Source organism: Marinobacterium jannaschii DSM 6295 (assembly GCF_000620085.1).
In the GTDB taxonomy this organism is placed as follows: Bacteria; Pseudomonadota; Gammaproteobacteria; order Pseudomonadales; family Balneatricaceae; genus Pontibacterium; species Pontibacterium jannaschii.
In genome coordinates, this window is sequence record NZ_JHVJ01000005.1 from 46,454 (window position 1) to 64,617 (window position 18,164).

Below are 18,164 nucleotides of genomic sequence, written 5' to 3' on the forward strand. Positions count from 1 at the left end.
CAAAGAGAAGTAATCATGACCCAGAAAGCAAAACGCACCCTGACGGCAAAAACCATCACCATGGCTCACGGTTCTGGCGGCAAGGCGATGCGGGATCTGATCGAGGATGTATTCGTATCTGTGTTTGATAACGAAGACCTGAATGCACTGGAGGATCAGGCACGCTTCGATCTGGCAGAGCTGCAGGCCGAGGGCGCTCAGCTGGCCTTTACCACCGACTCTTATGTGGTCGATCCGGTGATTTTCCCCGGCGGCAATATCGGCACCCTGGCGATCAACGGTACGGTAAACGACCTGGCGGTATCGGGCGCCATTCCCAGGTATCTCTCCTGCAGCATGATTTTGGAAGAAGGCCTGGATGTCGAACTGCTGCGCCAGGTTGTGGCCTCGATGCGGCAGGCAGCCGACGAGGCCGGAGTGACCATCGTCACGGGCGACACTAAAGTCGTGCCCAAAGGAAAGGGCGATAAGATCTTCATCAATACCAGCGGGATTGGAGTCATTCCTCGTGGCGTTAATATTGCTGCGACGCGCTCGCAACCGGGAGATAAGGTGATCGTCAACGGCTTCGTCGGTGATCATGGTGCCGCTATTCTGAATGCCCGGGGTGATCTGGCGCTGGAGGTTGAGCTTCAGACCGATTGTCAGCCACTGCATCGCCTGGTGCAGGCGATGCTTGAAGTCTGTCCCGACCTGCATGCCGTACGTGATGCCTCGCGGGGCGGCGTTGCCACGGTACTGAATGAGTTTGCCGAAACGGCTGAAGTGGCTATCCGCCTCTATGAACAGCAGATTCCGGTACGTACCGAAGTGCGGGGTGTTTGTGAAATTCTTGGCCTGGATGCGCTCTATTTTGCCAATGAAGGCAAGCTTGTCGCGACGGTGCCTGCAGACAAAGCGGACGCTGTACTGGCCGCGATGCGCAGCACAGCCGAGGGCAGGGACGCAGCAATTATCGGTGAGGTGATCACAGGCCGGGCAGGGCGGGTTACCGTACAGACCGGGTTTGGCGGCGAAAGGATCATGGATATGCTGGTCGGCGAACAATTACCGCGTATCTGCTGATATGATCTGTCCCTGCAACTTCCGGCCTCGTTGTACACGCTAATACGCCGGATTCGATGACTCTTACTGCAGGGACGCCCCTCTATGTTCTCAAACAACAGGCAATGGCGCCTGAAAAATGCCGCAGGCACTTGGCTTCTTGCCCTGACCTTGCCTTTGTCCGCACAGGGCGCAGCGGACAAAGGCAAGATTACGGCAGCCGACATTGTTGCAGCCGATATTGCTGCAGCAAATCAATGTGATGCTAAGCGGGTGAAGTTGCAGGTGCTCGGTTCTGGTGGCCCGGAGCTGGATGACCGGCGGGCTTCCAGCGGCTATCTGATCTGGATGGATGGTAAGGCGCGGCTGCTGGTGGATATCGGTAGTGGAAGTATGCTGAACTTCGAGCGCAGTGGCGCCAGAATCGAAGATCTGCAGGCCTTATTGCTGAGCCATCTGCATGTTGACCACAGTGCAGATCTGCCAGCCCTGGTAAAAGCTGCATTCTTTACGCCCAGGCAGCAGGATCTGCCGGTATTGGGGCCTTCCGGTAATTACTTGATGCCGTCCACTTCAGACTGGCTGACACAGTTATTCAGCCCGCAGGGCGCTTATCGTTATCTGAGTGAATATCTGGTGGCAGAGCAGAGATCCAGCTTTAAATTGATTCCGCAGAATATCCCGGCTAAGCCACGCCAGGTCAGCGAATACCGTATCAATGATCAGATCAGTGTTGCCGCGGTTCCGGTCCATCATGGGCCGATTCCTGCGCTGGCCTGGCAGGTAAGGGCGGCGGGATGCAAGCTCACCTTCAGCGGCGATATGAGCAACCGCTACCAGACTCTGGCGGGGCTGGCCGCTGGTAGCGATATACTGGTGGCTCACAATGCGGTACCCGCCGGAGCCAGGGGCGTAGCTCGTGGCCTGCATATGACGCCGGATGAGATAGGGAGTATCGCTGGCCATGCACAGGTTAAACTGCTGCTACTGTCGCATCGCATGAAACGGACACTGGGGCAGGAGGCTGATACCCAAACGGCTATCCAGGCGCGGTATAATGGCGATATTCGTTTCGCGGATGATCTGCAGCAATTTGTGCCGCCGGGCCGGTAATATCTGCAGTGCATGAGTTGTTCAGTTAGCAGTCATACTGTTTTGCATAGGCTGCTGCCTGAACCGAAAAGTCTATAAGGGTTGAATAGTATGATGAGAAAACTGGCATTAGCCTGTGTCGCAGTGTTTGCGCTGGGCGGCTGTGTAGAAAGCGGTTCGGTTAAGAATATTGATGCAACGCTGGGTGCGGCGACTGATCTGGTGCGTGCAGTTACGCTGAATGACGAACAGGCAAAAGCGCTTGCGTTGCAGGCTTCACAGGAGTCGGATAGTAAGAACAAGGTTGCAGCAGAGAGTTCTGACTATCATAAGCGCCTGGCGCGTATCGTTTCCGGACTGCACAATGAAGACGGCCTGCAGCTGAATTTCAAAGTCTATGAAGATGACAGCGTCAATGCTTTCGCTATGGCTGACGGTACGGTGCGGGTCTACAGTGGCTTGCTGGACCTGATGACAGACGATGAGGTTCGCTTCGTTATTGGCCATGAGATAGGGCACGTGAAGCAGGGGCATTCCCGCAAGGCGATGCAGGTAGCCTATGCGGCATCCGCAGCGCGTAAAGGTGCGGTAGCAACAGGGTCTACGATTGCGGCACTGGCAGCTTCCGAGATCGGTGCCTTTACTCAGGCGGTGGTGAATGCACAGTTTTCGCAGGCACAGGAGCTGCGGGCCGACAAGTATGCAGTGAAGTTTATGCGCCGTCACGACTACAATCTGAACGCAGCCCTGAGTGCGATGGGCAAGATGCAGGCCCTGGATCAGGGCGGCTCCCATAGCCTGTTAAGCAGTCATCCGCCATCTTCGACACGTGCCGAGCGGATAGAAGATATGCTCTGAGGCGGCTCCGTCAGGCAGACACAAAAAAGCCCCGGCGTAAAAACCGGGGCTTTTGCTATTCAGATGGCTGATTACTTAGCCATTTTCTCGATCTCTGCCATAGCTGCTTCGCGTGCTTCAGTAGCGATAGCAGTGAATGCTTCGCCCTGGCCTTTCAGCAGTTCGAACAGGTTCTTGTTAGCATTGATGTTGTAGTTGATAACATCTTCAGGAGTCTTCAGAGTCTGAGCTTTTTCTGCTTCAGTTTTGAAGAAAGCGGTCAGTTGCTCACCGGATTTCTTCTGCTGTTCAACAGACTTAGAGATAGCTTCAGCCTGGATAGTCATCAGGGTTTTAACAGCTTCGAAAGGTTTCTGCAGATCGACGTTTGCGTTCATTTTCACTCTCCGTTAGCGAATGTTGCAGTGCACAATATGGGGTTTATTCTAGGCTAATAAATAACCAAGTCAATAGCTTTTTTTGTGCGCTGCACAAAAATATTTCTTACAGCCATCCAGGCTCGCTGCAGCTACCGACATCCGCAGTATGTGGTGCTAGTGTGAAAATTAAGTGTATCGCAGGGAACCTGCCGCCGTGCGGAGCGCCAGCTGCTGAGACGGTGTGTTTCAGGCGGAACTGAGTCTGGATGGCATCAGTTGATGCCATCAGGTCGTATGCTTTTCCAGTAGCGCTGACGCCAGTAGGGGTTGTTAAGCTCCGAGATCGTTACGCCGGCACTGGTAGAGGCGTGCATAAAGCGGTCACCGCTCAGGTAGATCCCGACATGTTGTTTACCCCAACCGGTTTTAAAGAACACCAGATCACCACTGCGACGTTGTGCATCGGATATAGCCGGCCCCGTGGTTGATTGCAGGCTGGTTGTGCGGGGGAGTTCAATACCCAGGCTTTGGCGATAGCTTAGCTGGGTAAAGCCGGAGCAATCGATACCGCGACGGCTCTGGCCGCCCAGCTGATATGGTGTACCGCGCCACTGGCTGAAGTGGTCCATCAGCTTCTGTTGAACCGCAGCAGATGATTTCTGTATGGGGGCAGGGCGGTTATAGCTTTGGTCTTCGATTTTAATCCGGGGTTGTGAGCTGCTGCAGCCCTGAACGATCAGCGCAATCATCAGCGTAAGCAGTGGTTTTTGCATCTGTCTCTCCCTGTTTGACCTCAGGTATTACCACCTTTGCCGGGCCAGTTTAGCCCGCTGACTCCGACCGCTGGCTTAATCGGCCATCCATGGATGGTCCTGTATCATCTCTTTAACGTAGTCGATAAACAGCCTGACTTTAGGATTCAGGTGGCGGCGGCTGGGATAAACTGCATTTATGGTCACCTGGTTCGCTTTGTACTCTTCCAATACCGGTACAAGGCTGCCCTGTTCGACCATGCCGGCTGAAAAAGGACGTGGCAATCGGGCGATGCCCAGTCCTTTCTCCGCCATAGAGGCAGCAAAGCTGAGGCTGTTCGCGCGTACCCGGCCGGATACCGGAATCTGAGCTCCATTTTCCCAGTTATCGAAAGACCAGGACGGATTGGGGCGCTGGATGGTAATGCAGAGGTGATCGGGCAGGTCCGCCGGGGTGGCGGGTACGCCATACTGTTCGAGATAGGCGGGGCTGGCGAACAGGCCAAGCGTGATACTTGAGATAGGCCGGGCGATCAGGCTTGAGTCAGCCAGGTCGCCAACCCGCAGCGCAAGGTCATAACCCTCTTCGATCAGGTCGACCACACGGGTACTTAACTCAATATCGACATCCAGCTTCGGGTAGCGGATCAGAAAGCCTGCCACTACCTCGTCCAGCATGTAAATGCCCATCTCGGTCGGAACGGTAATGCGCAGTTTACCGCGCGGGTCATGCTGGTTGGCTGCCACCAGGTCCGGTACCTGTTCAAGCTCTTCCACCAGCGGACGACAGCGGTCAAATAGCTCCTGCCCCTCGTCGGTCAGACTTAATTTACGGGTTGAACGCTGCAGAAGACGGACGCCCAGATCGTCCTCAAGCTGAGCAATGCGCCGGCTGATAGTTGATTTCTGGATGCCAAGCGTGTCGGCGGCGGCTGTGAAACTGTTAGTTTCGACAACACGGAGAAACAAGCGAACGTCGTTGAGATTCATAGCTGACCGGAAGTCCTTTTATACTTTCAGCCTATGGAACCGCATTATTACGTTATGTGCAACAATCTGGTGGTAGAAAGAGGGCAGATGAGAAATCGCCTGCCCTGAGGGAGCTGTCTCAGTCCAGTACCGGCTCGTGCCAGTTAGTGTTCTTCAGGAACTTGTGAGCGGGGTAGGTTTTGCCGTCTTTACCGGTCTGATCCTTACCGGACTTGACCCAGCCCTGTGGCAGCTCACCGCCACTGTATACATCCAGTCCTATCTCGTTGCGGTAATAGGCTAATGTCGCCTCAATTTCCGTTTCGGTTTTGCACAATTTGGACATATTGCTGTCCTGCACCGCAGCCATATCCTTATCTGCGTCTATACCCAGGATGTGGGCCATACCATAAGTCGTGACCAGGACATCGGCGATGGCATCTCGAACCTCAGACAGGTCGTGTTTTTCGATACCTTCTACCATCTCCTGCATCTCTTCCTGGATAAGCTGCAGCTGTTTGCGGGCCTTGTTCCAGTCCGGCGTCTCCATGTCGCCTTTAATATTGCCAAAAACGGAGTTCAGGAGGGAAACGTCTGTAAAATTACTCATTTAGTGTCTCTGTCAGTTACATCGGTGGCATAGTGTCGAATCTGTTCAATAATTGCCCTCAGGCCATTGCCGCGGGATGGGCTGAGGTGTTTTTCAAGATCAAGCCGGGCGAAATAGCGATCGATATCAAAGCTGAGGATCTGAGCGGGTGACTTATGGTTAAATGCCGCCAGGACCAGGGCGATCAGGCCGCGAATAATGCGCGCGTCAGCGTCGGCAAGAAAGTGCAGCAGGCCGTCATCAGTGCGCTCCATCACCAACCAGGCCGTGCTTTCGCAGCCCTGAACCCGGTATTCCTCGCGCCGCAAGTCCACTGGCAGGCTCGGTAGTTTTTTGCCCAGCATCATTATTTCACGGTAGCGACTGTTCCAGTCCCGGATCGCCGTCAGCTGTTGCTCAAGGGCTTCTGCGCGGATGTCGCGACCGTAAGGGGAGTCGATGAATGGGCTTACCTCCCGCCTCGGCTGAGGATTTGCGCAGCCCGATGACTCGCTGCGGGCGATCTGATCCAGCGCCTCGATAAAGCGGTCTACCTCTGCCTCAGTGTTGTAAAAGGCAAAGGATGCGCGGGTGGTGCCGGGAATCCCCAGTGATTCCATCAGGGGCATCGCGCAATGATGCCCGGTGCGCACCGCAATGCCCTGCTGATCGAGCAACAGGCCGATATCTTGCTGGTGCTGGCCCTGCAGCATGAAAGACAACAGGCTGACCTGATGTTGTGCCGTGCCGATACGCTCAAACCCCGGGATCGTATTGCATCCCTCTATTGCCCGTTGCAGCAATCGTGCTTCCTGCTGCTCCAGTTTTTGACGGTCCTGATCGTGCAGCCATCTTACGGCCGCACCCAGGCCGATCACGCCGGCAATATTGGGGGTTCCGGCTTCAAATTTGAAAGGCAGCTGATTGAATGTAGTGCCGTTGAAGCTGACCCGCTCTATCATTTCGCCACCGGCCTGCCAGGGAGGCATCGCTTCGAGCAGTGCCTGGCGTCCCCAGAGCACGCCTATACCGGTCGGTGCAAACAGCTTATGGCCTGAAAATACGTAGAAATCACAGTCCAGTGCCTGAACATCTACCGCGAAGTGCGGTACCGCCTGAGAGCCGTCAACCAGCACCAGAGCACCCACGGCATGGGCGGCCTGGACAATCTGTTTGATCGGATTGATGGTACCCAGCGCGTTGCTGGCGTGACTTATTGCCACCAGACGGGTGTTTTCAGTTAACAGCTGCTGCAAGGCATCCAGATCCAGATCACCGTTTTCGAGCAGCGGGATCACCCGTATCAGAGCGCCGGTCCGTTGCGCCAGCAGCTGCCAGGGCACGATATTGGCGTGGTGTTCCAGTGTTGATAGCAGTATTTCATCGCCGGCCTTAAGGTTGCTGTCACCCCAGCTGCAGGCAACCAGGTTGATCGCTTCGGTGGCGCCACGACTCCAGATCACTTCCCGACTGCTAACGGCATTGATAAAGCCGGCAACATCCTGGCGCGCCTGCTCGAAGCGCAGGGTGGATTGCGCACTGAGGGCGTGGGATGCGCGGTGCACATTGGCGTTGTACTGGCGGTAGTAATCACGAACGGCATTAATAACCGCCTGTGGTTTCTGGGTGGTAGCGGCGTTATCGAGATAAACCAGCGGCTGACCGTTTACCCGCTGGCTGAGCAGCGGGAACTGTCGACGGATACTCTGCATATCAGGCGTTGTTAGCTTCGTTGAGATGTCGGCTCTGCCAGCGGGCAAACAACATTGCGCTGGTAAACAGGGTTGAGATCAGCAAGGCGTAGATCAGGCCGATCAGGGCTGTTACCGGATGCATCGCACTCAGCACGGCCTGAACGAAGTAAAGCAGCAGCATAAAGCAGAGCCAGGCATGGCCGCGTGGGATGCCTTTAAATACGACGTGCGCAAATGCCAGCAATGGTACGCAGTGCCAGGCCCAGATCACCCAGGTATTGCCGTCGATCGGGTAGAGCACCAGATGCCAGGCACTCAGCAGTACCAGCAGGGCGACATAGCTAAACACCGTAATCAGGTGGCTGATACGGGCTTTGGTTTGATATTCAGGCATGTTCAGGTTTCTTTTTGCAGTTTGATTGCCAGCTCGCCCAGGCGCTTGCCCTGGGCCCGGCAGAGTTTCAGCTCGGTATCATCCACCGGGCGGCGGCTATCGTTTCCGGCTACATGTGTTGCACCGTAGGGGGTACCGCCGGTGGTGGTGCTGAGCAGCTCCGATTCGCTATAAGGCAGGCCGGTGATAACCATGCCATGATGCAACAGGGGAAGCATCATCGAGATCAGAGTCGTCTCCTGGCCGCCATGCAGGCTGGAACTGGAGCTGAAAACTGACGCCGGCTTGCCGATCAGAGCACCCGAGAGCCAGAGCGCGCTGGTGCCGTCGATAAAATACTTCAGCGCCGCGGCCATATTGCCAAAGCGGGTTGGGCTGCCCAGTGCAAGGCCTGCACAGTTGGCAAGGTCCTGCTCGCTGCAATAGAGTGCGCCTTGTTCCGGTACTGCCGGGGCGCTGGCTTCGCTGTTGGCTGATACGGCCGGAACCGTGCGCAGCCGGGCTTCGATACCAGACTGCTCGATGCCGCGGGCAATATGTTGCGCCATGGTGCGGGTGGCACCATGGCTGCTGTAATAGAGCACCAGAACGTAGGGGCGGCTCACTTACAGGATCTCCAGTACGGACTCCGGTGGACGGCCGATACGGGCGGCGTCGCCTTTGATAACGATAGGGCGCTCGATCAGACGTGGGAACTCGACCATTTTGGCAATCACCTGGTCGTCAGACAGGCTGCTGTCGTCCAGGCCCGCTTCCTTGTACTCAGCTTCTTTGGTGCGCAGCAGGTCGCGTGGGCTGATACCCAGCTGTGCGATCACTGTTTTCAGCTCTTCGGCGCTGGGTGCGTCTTCCAGGTACTTGCGGATCTCAGGCTGGACACCGTTTTCCTCCAGCAAGGCCAGTGTCTGGCGGGATTTGGAACAGCGGGGGTTGTGGTAGATGGTGACGTCACTCATTATGCTATACCGTTGTTATGTCTAAATAATTTGGGCCGGGCGCTATTGTATACGTCTGGCAGCGTTGCGACAAAGGAGCTGTGATGGCCGGGATACTTAATCACCCGCTAATCCGTCTTATTCGGGATACGATACGTCAGTTTATCCGCAATCAGGGTATTCTCAACGCTTCGGCACTGACCTATACCACGCTGTTTGCGGTGGTACCACTGATGACCGTGACCTATTCCATGCTGGCAGCTATCCCTTCGTTTCAGGGTGTTGGTGACCAGCTGCAGGGTTGGATATTCAGCAATTTCGTGCCGACAACTGGTGCCGTGGTACAGGATTATCTGGCGGCTTTCTCATCCCAGGCGCGCAATCTGACGGCAGTCGGCGTAGCTATTCTTGCCGTTACCGCCATTATGATGATGAAAAATATTGAAGCTGCCTTAAACCGCATCTGGCGGGTATCCGAACCGCGTAAAGGCCTGTCGAGCTTCTTGCTGTACTGGGCGGTGCTGAGCCTCGGGCCGATACTGATCGGGCTTGGCCTGGTGCTGACCTCCTATATAGCGTCACTGCCATTTATCTCCAGCGCCTCCGAAATTGCCGGTAAGTTGCGCTTGTTATCCCTGCTGCCGATGCTTCTTTCTGCCGTGGCCTTTACTCTGCTGTATGCTGCTGTGCCGAACTGCCGGGTGCCCTTGAGGTATGCAGCCATAGGGGCAGGTGTCGTCGCGGTGCTGTTTGAAGCGGCGAAGCGGGGCTTTGCGTTCTTCGTTACCCAGTCCCCGTCCTATGAGCTGATCTATGGTGCGTTTGCTGCAGTTCCCCTGTTTCTGGCGTGGATCTATATCTCCTGGATTATCATCCTGCTCGGAGCAGAGCTTACCCGGAGTCTGACAGTCTGGCGGGGAGAGGACGGTTACAGCGGCATGCCACACCTGCATGTCTTACTGGGTGTGTTACGCCAGCTATGGCAGGCGCAGAAGAATGGCGAGACGCTGTCCGACCAGCAGCTGATGCGACAGGTATCGGGTCTCAATCAGGCCCGGTGGGACAACTATTCCACCCTACTGCTGGATGCCAATATTGTGACCCGTAATGAGCAGGGGCGTTTTCTCCTCTGTCGGGATATGAGTCACTTCAGCCTGAAAGAACTGACAACCAAACTTCCCTGGCCGCTGCCAGATGTACCGGCGACAGAGTCATTGCTGGCCTGGGAACGGGAGCTGAACCACCGACTGGAGCAGATCGCCTCGCAACAGCAGCATGAGCTGAACCTGTCTCTGGAGGCCCTGTTCAGCGAAAAATATGAAGACGCCGCGGGAAAGACCGGGAATGTGGTAGAGGAGAGGTGATGAATACGATTACGTTGCATGCCGTTGTAAAGGGCCGGGTCCAGGGGGTCTGGTTTCGCCAGTCCACACTGGAGCAGGCCGAATCATCAGGTGTGACCGGCTGGGTGCAAAACCTGCCAAATGGGGATGTCGAAGTAATGATTCAGGGTGAAGAGAAGGCGGTACGCCAACTGGAAACCTGGCTGAGCCAGGGGCCGCCACTGGCGGCGGTGGCTGACGTTGAATCAGAGCTGGTCGAAGATGCGCAGCAATACGAGATATTCGAGGTACTGAGGCAGCCTCGTTAGGTCCGGTCTGCTGCTGAGAAGGGCTAACGGTATTTTTTCTGGTAGCGGAACACCCGTTCGGGATACCAGGTTTTGCCGTAGGAGCCGTTGTAGCGCGCCAGCGCTTCGGTCAGATCGCCTTTTGAGCGCTTAATGTAATGTTTGAGGATGGTGCAGCCGTAACGGAGGTTGGTACGCACATTGGTGAGATTATCATCGGCACGACCGATTTCATTCTTCCAGAAAGGCATTACCTGCATCAGTCCCTGAGCACCTACGGATGAGACCGCAAAACGATTAAAAGCGCTTTCGGTGCGGATCAGTCCCATGACCAGATCAACCGGGAGTGCCTGGCGTTTCGCCTCGGCGTGTATCGAGCGCAGGATCTCTACGCGCTCCAGCTCATCCTTAAGAAATGGCCGGATGCGGCCGGACATATCTACCAGCCATACCTCGGCATCAAAACGGTCATCAAAGCTATCGGCCGCCGAAAATTCGGCTTTCAGCGCGGCCCGCAGCGCCGGGTCAGGCGCTGATACGGTGGTCTGGGCGGACAGATTAAGGCTGAACAGCAGAAGGGCGCATGGCATCCATTTCATGGGAGTCTGAGAGTCCTGTTGCAACTTAGGAGTGCACTGAGGCGTTGGCAGTCATATTACCCGGAAACAAAAAAAGCGGGCAAGGCCCGCTTTTTTACAGTAACAACCGGTCAGTTAATCAGGCCAGCTTCTGCTTCAGGAACTCAGACAGCTGATCGATCGCGATGTCCTGCTTCTCGGCATCGCGACGGCCCTTGTATTCCAGGGTGCCGGCTTTGATGCCGCGATCGGAGATGACGACGCGGTGTGGAATCCCAACCAGATCCATATCGGCCATCTTAGCGCCCGGGCTGACCTTGGCGCGGTCATCCAGAATCACATCGTGGCCGGCGGCCTTCAGCTCTTCGTACAGGCTGTCTGCCATTTCGCGGACGGCTTCTGATTTCTCGTACGCCAGGGCAACCAGAGAGATGCTGAACGGTGCCAGCGCTTCTGGCCAGATAATGCCGCGATCGTCATAGTTCTGCTCAATTGCTGCAGCAACCACACGGGTCACACCGATGCCGTAGCAGCCCATCTCCATCACGGTGGCTTTGCCGTTAGCGTCCAGTACAGTGGCGTTCATCGCTTCGGAATACTTGCTGCCCAGCTGGAAGATGTGACCGACTTCGATGCCGCGTTTGATCTCCAGCGTGCCGTTACCGCATGGGCTTGGATCACCTTCAACGACATTACGGATATCAGCGACTTCTGGCAGGGCAACGTCACGCTCCCAGTTGATGCCGAAGTAGTGCTTACCATCGATATTGGCACCGGCGCCAAAATCAGAGGCATGGGCGACGGCGCGGTCAGCGATTACCGGGATTGGCATATTGACCGGGCCCAGAGAGCCTGCGCCAGCACCGATAACAGAGCGGAACTCATCTTCGGAGGCCATTTCCAGTGGTGCTGCGACCTGAGGCAGTTTCTCTGCCTTGATCTCATTTAGCTCGTGATCGCCGCGGACCAGCAGGGCAACAAAATCAGCCTCACACTCTTCAGAGGCGTGCACGATCAGTGTCTTAATGGTCTTTTCGATCGGAACATTGTGCTGCTCGACCAGGTCGGCGATGGTTTTGGCGTTTGGTGTATCAACCAGCTCCATCTCCTGAGTGGCCTCTGCGCGTTCGCCCGCAGGTGCCAGTGCTTCAGCTTTCTCGATATTAGCCGCGTAATCGCTGCCATTGGAGAACGCGATATCATCTTCACCGGAGTCTGCAAGGACGTGGAACTCGTGGGAACCTTCACCGCCGATAGAGCCGTTATCGGCAATAACCGGACGATAGTCCAGGCCCAGCTTATCGAAGATATTGACGTAGGCCTGAAACATGATGTCGTAGGTTTTTACCAGGGACTCATGGCCAACGTGGAAGGAGTAGGCATCCTTCATGATGAATTCGCGTGAGCGCATTACGCCGAAACGTGGGCGGATTTCATCGCGGAATTTAGTCTGGATCTGATAAAAGTTGGCAGGCAGCTGCTTGTAGCTTTTGATCTCGCGACGGATCAGGTCAGTAATGACCTCTTCATGGGTCGGGCCCACGCAGAATTCGCGTTCGTGACGATCGTTAACGCGCAGCAGTTCAGGGCCATACTGTTCCCAGCGGCCGGATTCCTGCCATAACTCTGCCGGCTGAATCGCAGGCATCAGTACCTCCTGAGCGCCAGCATTGTCCATGCCGTCGCGCACAATACGCTCGACTTTGCGCAGGGTGCGCAGTCCCATTGGCAGCCAGGTATAGAGGCCTGAGGCCAGCTTACGAATCATACCGGCACGCAGCATAAGCTGGTGGCTGATTACCTCAGCATCGGATGGGGTTTCTTTAACAGTGGCAATCAGGAATTGGCTTGCTCGCATAGATCCATTACCCATTTAATCGGAAAACACTTGGAAAATCGCCACATTCTAGGGCGCTGCCTGGAATTGAACAAGTCGCCTGTGGGATTACAACAGACCTGGCAGCAGCAACTGACGGGTAGTCAGACTGCTTGCCGGTCTAAACCGGCGCCGGAGTATACGCCGGAACCGCTATATTAGTAACTCTGATGTTATCACAGGCGACGCCGCTACAGCGGCCGCATGCGGAGAATAACAGCGCCGCCTGCGCGGCGCTTTGATGTATAAGACGGGAAGTCAGGGCAGATGCCGGACTGTGACTTCACGTTGCGGAAACGGAATGCCAATCTGCTGCTGACGAAACCGGTTGTAGATATCGCCGTTAATGCGGTATTGCAGTTCGAAAAACTGCCTGGTAGGCAGCCAGTAGCGGTAACCGATATTAACCGCCGAGTCACCGAAGCCTTCGATACCGATCTGCGGGGGCGTTTCCTGCGACACTTCGGGTAGGTTCTGTAAAACTTCACGGATAGTGCTGATAGCCTGATCCGGATCGGCGCTGTAACTGATGCCGATAGAGGCTTCAACAACCTTATACTCAAAGGAGTTGATCAGTACCTCGCCGACAATCTGCTTGTTAGGAATGGTGATTAGCTCGCCATCTTCATTTTCAAGCATCGTATGCGCCAGTCTAATCTCTTTAACTATGCCAGTTATCCCATTGATATTTATCGTATTTCCAACGACGAATGGTCGGGTCAGAATAAGGCTGAAGCCGGCGCCGTAATTCGAGAAAACGCCTTGTAGGGCGAGACCGACACTCAGTGAAATCGCACCCAGTGCGGCGACAAACGGCGCGATGCTGATGCCAAACTTACCCAGACAGATGACGATAACCATCGCCATGATTAGCAGCCGGACTGCGCTGGCGATGAACATGCGCAGGGTGACATCAACTTCGTTTCGTTCGCACAGACGCAAAGTCATGCCGCCAATCCAGCGCGCCACGATCAGTCCCAGCAGAAAGATCAGAATGGCGCCGATTACCTGGAAGCTGTAATTGACGAAGAAATCGATAACCGTGGTATAGAGCACGCCCAGATCGGCCAGCTCCTGATTAATCATCTGAAGTGAAGGTTCCATCTTTAAGGTTTGTATCCATATCGTTTACAAATTCGATCAGCTGATCGATCTGGGTTTCATTAAATACCGGGATGCCGGACCGGATCAGTTCCGCAGCGGCCACACCCGACCCCTTGGTCAGGGTTCCGCTGAAATTGCCATCATAGATCTCGTTGTTTCCGCACGAAGGGCTTTTTGCCTTCATCAGAGCGCAGCAGACCTGATTGGCCTTGGCCAGTTCGAGAGTCAGCTCGGCACCTTGCAGAAACTCAGGTGTCAGGTCGTCACCCTGACGGCTGGTGATATGGATCGGAAACTGGCTTTGGGCTTCGGCGGGCGGGCGGGGAGTGGGAAGGCCGCCGGCCGATTCCGGGCAGATACGTATCAACCTGCCCTGATCCTGCCATCGTTGCAGTAAAGGGTGGTTCAGGGCGTTGTGGTTGCCATCGTACCTTACTTTTTCGCCCATCAGGCATGCGCTTACAAGGATCTTATCCATAACAGTTAGTGGCCCGTTTTTAGTTGCCGCCATTCTAAGGAGTCGCCATCAGGGATCAAGCAATACGGCCTGTTTACGGCAAAAACTTTGCGCCAGAACAGCCGTAATCTGTTTTCCTGCTGTTCTGTCTTGGCATAAAGAATAATCGATCTGCTGTTTACGTAAACGTAAATTTACGATATAGATTAGGGTAAACCCTGATTAGAGAGAAGTTTGATGGATCTCCAGCTAACTGAAGAGCAGATTTTGATTCAGGATACGGCAAAGCGTTTTGCCGAATCTGAACTGGCACCCCGGGCCGCTGAACTGGACGAGAGCGCCGATCATGAGATCGTCAAGGCCAATGCTGCCAAGCTCGCAGAACTCGGGTTTATGGGGCTGAATATCGATGCCGATTACGGTGGCACTGAGGCCGGAGTGGTTGCCTTTAGCCTGGCGGTGACAGAAATAGCCAAAGCCTGTGCGTCGACTGCGGTAACCATGTCGGTGACCAATATGGTGGCCGAGGTGATTCAGGCGATGGGAACAGATACGCAAAAGCAGACCTATCTGCCACGCCTGTGCAGCGGCGAATACCTAAGCGGAAGTTTCTGTCTGACCGAAGCCGGAGCGGGGTCAGATCCCGCATCTATGCGTACCCAGGCCGTTGCCAACGATCAGGGCTGGGTGATCTCCGGTACCAAGCAATGGATCACCAGCGCTGAATTCGCCGGAGTCTATGTGGTATGGGCTGTGACCGACCCGGCCGCAGCCAAGGGGAAAGGTATCAGCTGCTTCCTGGTCGAAGCCAATACGCCGGGGATTACGGTAGGACCTGCTGAGAAAAAGATGGGACAGTGCGGATCGGCCACCAATGAAGTGCACTTTGATCAGGTGCAGGTTGGCACGGATGCCATGTTGGGCGCCCTTAACGATGGCTTCCGCATTGCAGTTGCCGAACTGGCGGGCGGGCGCATTGGTATCGGCTCGCTGGCGCTGGGTATCGGTCAGGCTGCAATCGACTATGCAACTCAATATGCCACAGAGCGTAAACAGTTCGGTCGACCTATCAGTGATTTCCAGGGTCTGCAGTGGATGATCGCCGACCGTGCGACAGAACTGGAAGCTGCCCGCCTGTTGCTGATGAGTGCGGCAGATCGCAAAGAGAAGGGGCTGCCGTTCGCGAAAGAAGCCTCCATGGCCAAATTGTTTGCCAGTGAAAAGGCCAACCAGGCCTGCTACAGCGCACTGCAGATGCTGGGGGGCTATGGCTACATGCGCGAATACCCACTGGAGCGCATGAGCCGGGATGTACGTATCACGTCGATCTATGAAGGCACCAGCGAGGTGCAGCGGATTGTCATCGCCCGTGAGATCTTGAAACAGCTGGCCTGATTCAGTCCGGCTGCAGAATTCAACGGTTTGCAACTTAGTGGTCGCGGGAGAGCGGCCAACAATAACGATAAAATACCTAATGAGAGAGCGACCATGAGTATCGAAAATTACCAGGCTTTCTATGACGGCTTTACACCGTCACAGATTGAAGATCTTCTGATCGGAAACCTGAATGACGGCTTCAACGTCTGCGAAGAGATCGTTGACCGCTGGGCTGAAGGCGATCGCCTGGCACTGCGCTATGAAGGTGCCGAGCGCGCCGCCAGCGATATGACCTACGCCGAGCTGAAACGCAAATCGGCCCAGTTCGCAAACTTTCTCAAGTCTCAGGGAATCGGCAAAGGCGACCGGGTAGCTGCACTGTTGCCGCGCACGCCGGAGCTGTTGGTTGTTATTATGGGCACCCTGCGTGCCGGTGCGGTTTATCAGCCATTGTTCACCGCTTTTGGTGCTGGCGCTATTGAGTACCGTACCCAGCGTGCCGGTACTACACTGGTCGTGACCGATCCGGCAAACCGCTTCAAGCTGGACGATGTTAAGGGTTGTCCGCCGGTATTGCTGTTCCAGCGTGATAAGGCCGATGCCCGATACGCTGACAATATGGACTTTGAAGCAGAAGTATTCAGCCAGTCCGATCAGTTTGAACCGGTGAAAATCGGTGCTGAAGACCCGTTCCTGCAGATGTTCACTTCAGGCACCGTCGGCAAGGCCAAAGGGGTATCTGTGCCTGCCAAAGCATTGCTCTCCTTCTATGTCTATATGCGCTTTGCCATCGGCCTGCGACCGGAAGATACCTACTGGAACGTTGCCGATCCGGGGTGGGCTTACGGTCTCTACTATGCCGTAGTCGGCCCGTTGCTGATGGGTAACGGCACTCACTTCTGTGAGCATGGTTTCACCCCTGAAAGCACCTATGAGATGTTGCGCAAATACAAGATCACTAATCTGGCAGCAGCTCCGACGGCGTATCGCCTGCTGATGGCAAATGATGACCTCCTGTCTGAGGAGGATTGCTTTGATCTTCGGGTTGCCAGCAGTGCCGGTGAGCCGCTGAACCCCGAAGTCATCGGCTGGGTTGATCGTCGCCTGGGGTGTCCGGTGATGGACCATTACGGACAGACTGAAACCGGAATGACGGCCTGTAACCACCACGATCTGGAACAGTCAGTGGTACGAGTCGGTTCCATGGGCTTCTCTATGCCAGGCCACCGGGTCGTGGCACTGAACGGTGACTACGAAGAGATCGGTGAAGGCGAAGTTGGCCAGCTGGCTGTCGATGTCGAAAATTCACCGCTGTTCTTCTTCCAGGGATATACCTGGGGCGAGAAGAATCCGTTCCACGGCAAATACTACCTGACCGGTGACGTTGTGGTCAGTCATGGCGACGGTGGTTACTCCTTCAATGGTCGTGACGATGACATCATCACGACGGCGGGCTACCGCGTAGGGCCTGCCGATGTTGAGAGTACACTGCTTGAGCATGAGGCGGTGGCTGAATCAGGCGTAGTGGCCAAGCCGGACGAAAAGCGCGGTTCGATCATCAAGGCGTTTGTGGTTATCAAACCGCCGTTTGAGCCGACAGAAGAACTGTCTGACCAGCTTAAACAGTTTGTTCGCAGTCGACTGTCCACTCATGCCTTCCCACGTGAGATTGAGTTTGTAGATGATCTGCCAAAAACACCCAGCGGTAAGATACAGCGCTTTATTCTGCGTAACCAGGCACGCGAAGAAAGCGAAGTAACCAGCTGAAATAAATGACTAAAGGCCCGGAATCGGGCCTGTTCATCGGGTGCTCTGCATTCGTGATTGAGATCGTGTTTTCCGGGAGTCTAGTGCTCCCGGTTTTTTTGTCAGAGGGCCGGTCGCGGTGCGTTGAGCGCGTGCGCCGGAGAGATATACCGGAAGGTCCGTCGGACAGTACTGTCCGGCAAGATACATCTAAACCTCTGCACCTGGCAGAACTCAGACGATTGCCCTTATTCCCTTAATCCGGAGATAGGGCATATTGGAGGTGGCTTTTGGATCTGAAAACGCTCAATAAGTTTTTACAGGAACATTTCCCTCAGGGTGATCAGTACGGAGTCCTCGAATCTGTCGAGGATGGCAGCGCTGAAATGCGGCTTCCGGTTGATGACCAGCATCTGAGGCCTGGCGGCACTGTTTCGGGGCCCGCGATGATGGGACTGGCGGACGTGGCTATGTATGCGGCCCTGCTGACGCGAATAGGGCCTGTGGCGCTGGCGGTTACCACCAGCCTGAATATTAATTTTCTGCGCAAGCCCAGCCCGGAGGCGGATCTTATCGCCACGGCACGGCTCCTGAAATGCGGCAAGCGGCTGGCGGTCGGGGAGGTCTATCTTAGCAGTGCAGGGGAGGAGGAGATTGTCGCCCACGCAACCCTGACCTATTCAATACCGGATAACCGAGGCTGAGTAAGA

At 55.3% G+C, this 18,164-nt stretch carries 20 protein-coding genes; 8 read left to right on the forward strand and 12 right to left on the reverse strand.

Features of this window, described 5'->3' with window-relative positions; genetic code table 11:
• Positions 1-15: 15 nt before the first annotated feature.
• The 3 genes from hypE (at position 16) to Q354_RS0103525 (ending at position 2,994) form a co-directional block, all read left to right on the forward strand.
• Positions 16-1,065, forward strand: a complete 1,050-nt coding sequence (gene hypE, locus Q354_RS0103515; RefSeq protein WP_051559855.1) for a hydrogenase expression/formation protein HypE — start codon at positions 16-18, stop codon at positions 1,063-1,065.
• Between the two features lie 84 nt (positions 1,066-1,149).
• Positions 1,150-2,157, forward strand: coding sequence for an MBL fold metallo-hydrolase (locus Q354_RS0103520; RefSeq protein ID WP_084332459.1), 1,008 nt, complete (start codon positions 1,150-1,152; stop codon positions 2,155-2,157).
• A gap of 90 nt (positions 2,158-2,247) precedes the next feature.
• A complete protein-coding gene (locus tag Q354_RS0103525; protein ID WP_211252199.1) occupies positions 2,248-2,994 on the forward strand; it encodes a M48 family metalloprotease in 747 nt (248 codons plus the stop codon).
• 71 nt (positions 2,995-3,065) lie between these two features.
• Here Q354_RS0103525 and Q354_RS0103530 read toward each other — a convergent pair whose 3' ends face one another.
• The 8 genes from Q354_RS0103530 to arsC all read right to left on the reverse strand — a co-directional run bounded on the left by Q354_RS0103530 (position 3,066) and on the right by arsC (position 8,707).
• Positions 3,066-3,371: a hypothetical protein gene (locus Q354_RS0103530; RefSeq protein ID WP_027856418.1), complete on the reverse strand. Its 306-nt coding sequence runs from the start codon at positions 3,369-3,371 to the stop codon at positions 3,066-3,068.
• Between the two features lie 254 nt (positions 3,372-3,625).
• Complete coding sequence (locus Q354_RS0103535) at positions 3,626-4,126, reverse strand: NlpC/P60 family protein (protein WP_027856419.1); 501 nt, start codon at positions 4,124-4,126, stop codon at positions 3,626-3,628.
• A gap of 75 nt (positions 4,127-4,201) precedes the next feature.
• Positions 4,202-5,095 carry a LysR family transcriptional regulator gene (locus Q354_RS0103540; RefSeq protein ID WP_027856420.1) on the reverse strand — a complete coding sequence of 298 codons (894 nt, stop codon included), beginning with the start codon at positions 5,093-5,095 and terminating at the stop codon, positions 4,202-4,204.
• 118 nt (positions 5,096-5,213) lie between these two features.
• Positions 5,214-5,684, reverse strand: a complete 471-nt coding sequence (locus Q354_RS0103545) for a nucleoside triphosphate pyrophosphohydrolase family protein (RefSeq protein WP_027856421.1) — start codon at positions 5,682-5,684, stop codon at positions 5,214-5,216.
• Positions 5,681-7,375: a SufS family cysteine desulfurase gene (locus Q354_RS0103550; protein WP_036228435.1), complete on the reverse strand. Its 1,695-nt coding sequence runs from the start codon at positions 7,373-7,375 to the stop codon at positions 5,681-5,683. Before Q354_RS0103550 ends, Q354_RS0103545 begins: the two co-directional genes overlap by 4 nt.
• Position 7,376: 1 nt before the next feature.
• Positions 7,377-7,751 (reverse strand): DUF2069 domain-containing protein, encoded by a 375-nt coding sequence (locus Q354_RS0103555; protein WP_036228436.1) that lies wholly within the window; start codon positions 7,749-7,751, stop codon positions 7,377-7,379.
• 2 nt (positions 7,752-7,753) lie between these two features.
• Positions 7,754-8,356, reverse strand: a complete 603-nt coding sequence (gene wrbA / locus Q354_RS0103560; RefSeq protein WP_027856424.1) for an NAD(P)H:quinone oxidoreductase — start codon at positions 8,354-8,356, stop codon at positions 7,754-7,756.
• Complete coding sequence (gene arsC / locus Q354_RS0103565) at positions 8,357-8,707, reverse strand: arsenate reductase (glutaredoxin) (RefSeq protein WP_027856425.1); 351 nt, start codon at positions 8,705-8,707, stop codon at positions 8,357-8,359.
• An 83-nt stretch (positions 8,708-8,790) separates the two neighbouring features.
• Between arsC and Q354_RS0103570 the strand changes: the two genes are divergently transcribed.
• Positions 8,791-10,050 (forward strand): YihY family inner membrane protein, encoded by a 1,260-nt coding sequence (locus tag Q354_RS0103570; RefSeq protein ID WP_051559856.1) that lies wholly within the window; start codon positions 8,791-8,793, stop codon positions 10,048-10,050.
• Complete coding sequence (locus Q354_RS0103575) at positions 10,050-10,337, forward strand: acylphosphatase (RefSeq protein WP_027856427.1); 288 nt, start codon at positions 10,050-10,052, stop codon at positions 10,335-10,337. The genes Q354_RS0103570 and Q354_RS0103575 overlap by 1 nt, the downstream gene beginning before the upstream one ends.
• A 23-nt stretch (positions 10,338-10,360) precedes the next feature.
• Here the strand turns inward: Q354_RS0103575 and Q354_RS0103580 are convergent, their stop codons facing one another.
• From Q354_RS0103580 to Q354_RS0103595, 4 genes are all read right to left on the reverse strand, one after another.
• Complete coding sequence (locus tag Q354_RS0103580; RefSeq protein WP_027856428.1) at positions 10,361-10,915, reverse strand: lytic transglycosylase domain-containing protein; 555 nt, start codon at positions 10,913-10,915, stop codon at positions 10,361-10,363.
• Positions 10,916-11,033: 118 nt separating this feature from the next.
• Positions 11,034-12,752 carry a proline--tRNA ligase gene (locus Q354_RS0103585; RefSeq protein ID WP_027856429.1) on the reverse strand — a complete coding sequence of 573 codons (1,719 nt, stop codon included), beginning with the start codon at positions 12,750-12,752 and terminating at the stop codon, positions 11,034-11,036.
• A 276-nt stretch (positions 12,753-13,028) separates the two neighbouring features.
• The gene (locus Q354_RS0103590) at positions 13,029-13,874 is read right to left on the reverse strand and encodes a mechanosensitive ion channel family protein (protein ID WP_036228437.1); all 846 of its coding nucleotides are present in this window, start codon (positions 13,872-13,874) and stop codon (positions 13,029-13,031) included.
• A complete protein-coding gene (locus Q354_RS0103595; protein WP_027856431.1) occupies positions 13,849-14,352 on the reverse strand; it encodes a DUF523 domain-containing protein in 504 nt (167 codons plus the stop codon). The genes Q354_RS0103590 and Q354_RS0103595 overlap by 26 nt, the downstream gene beginning before the upstream one ends.
• Positions 14,353-14,568: 216 nt before the next feature.
• Between Q354_RS0103595 and Q354_RS0103600 the strand changes: the two genes are divergently transcribed.
• From Q354_RS0103600 to Q354_RS0103610, 3 genes are all read left to right on the forward strand, one after another.
• The gene (locus Q354_RS0103600; RefSeq protein WP_027856432.1) at positions 14,569-15,726 is read left to right on the forward strand and encodes an acyl-CoA dehydrogenase family protein; all 1,158 of its coding nucleotides are present in this window, start codon (positions 14,569-14,571) and stop codon (positions 15,724-15,726) included.
• A 93-nt stretch (positions 15,727-15,819) separates the two neighbouring features.
• Positions 15,820-17,475, forward strand: coding sequence for an AMP-binding protein (locus Q354_RS0103605; protein ID WP_027856433.1), 1,656 nt, complete (start codon positions 15,820-15,822; stop codon positions 17,473-17,475).
• Positions 17,476-17,744: 269 nt separating this feature from the next.
• Complete coding sequence (locus tag Q354_RS0103610; RefSeq protein WP_027856434.1) at positions 17,745-18,158, forward strand: PaaI family thioesterase; 414 nt, start codon at positions 17,745-17,747, stop codon at positions 18,156-18,158.
• Positions 18,159-18,164 lie beyond the last annotated feature (6 nt).

Coding starts and splice junctions, on each gene's coding strand:
- Q354_RS0103590 (WP_036228437.1), bottom strand. CDS start 13,874: ATGGAACCTTCACTTCAGATGATTAATCAGGAGCTGGCCGATCTGGGC.
- Q354_RS0103585 (WP_027856429.1), bottom strand. CDS start 12,752: ATGCGAGCAAGCCAATTCCTGATTGCCACTGTTAAAGAAACCCCATCC.
- Q354_RS0103535 (WP_027856419.1), bottom strand. CDS start 4,126: ATGCAAAAACCACTGCTTACGCTGATGATTGCGCTGATCGTTCAGGGC.
- Q354_RS0103555 (WP_036228436.1), bottom strand. CDS start 7,751: ATGCCTGAATATCAAACCAAAGCCCGTATCAGCCACCTGATTACGGTG.
- Q354_RS0103525 (WP_211252199.1), top strand. CDS start 2,248: ATGATGAGAAAACTGGCATTAGCCTGTGTCGCAGTGTTTGCGCTGGGC.
- Q354_RS0103600 (WP_027856432.1), top strand. CDS start 14,569: ATGGATCTCCAGCTAACTGAAGAGCAGATTTTGATTCAGGATACGGCA.
- Q354_RS0103520 (WP_084332459.1), top strand. CDS start 1,150: ATGTTCTCAAACAACAGGCAATGGCGCCTGAAAAATGCCGCAGGCACT.
- Q354_RS0103530 (WP_027856418.1), bottom strand. CDS start 3,371: ATGAACGCAAACGTCGATCTGCAGAAACCTTTCGAAGCTGTTAAAACC.
- Q354_RS0103580 (WP_027856428.1), bottom strand. CDS start 10,915: ATGAAATGGATGCCATGCGCCCTTCTGCTGTTCAGCCTTAATCTGTCC.
- Q354_RS0103595 (WP_027856431.1), bottom strand. CDS start 14,352: ATGGATAAGATCCTTGTAAGCGCATGCCTGATGGGCGAAAAAGTAAGG.
- Q354_RS0103545 (WP_027856421.1), bottom strand. CDS start 5,684: ATGAGTAATTTTACAGACGTTTCCCTCCTGAACTCCGTTTTTGGCAAT.
- hypE (WP_051559855.1), top strand. CDS start 16: ATGACCCAGAAAGCAAAACGCACCCTGACGGCAAAAACCATCACCATG.
- Q354_RS0103550 (WP_036228435.1), bottom strand. CDS start 7,375: ATGCAGAGTATCCGTCGACAGTTCCCGCTGCTCAGCCAGCGGGTAAAC.
- Q354_RS0103605 (WP_027856433.1), top strand. CDS start 15,820: ATGAGTATCGAAAATTACCAGGCTTTCTATGACGGCTTTACACCGTCA.
- Q354_RS0103575 (WP_027856427.1), top strand. CDS start 10,050: ATGAATACGATTACGTTGCATGCCGTTGTAAAGGGCCGGGTCCAGGGG.
- Q354_RS0103540 (WP_027856420.1), bottom strand. CDS start 5,095: ATGAATCTCAACGACGTTCGCTTGTTTCTCCGTGTTGTCGAAACTAAC.
- Q354_RS0103570 (WP_051559856.1), top strand. CDS start 8,791: ATGGCCGGGATACTTAATCACCCGCTAATCCGTCTTATTCGGGATACG.
- arsC (WP_027856425.1), bottom strand. CDS start 8,707: ATGAGTGACGTCACCATCTACCACAACCCCCGCTGTTCCAAATCCCGC.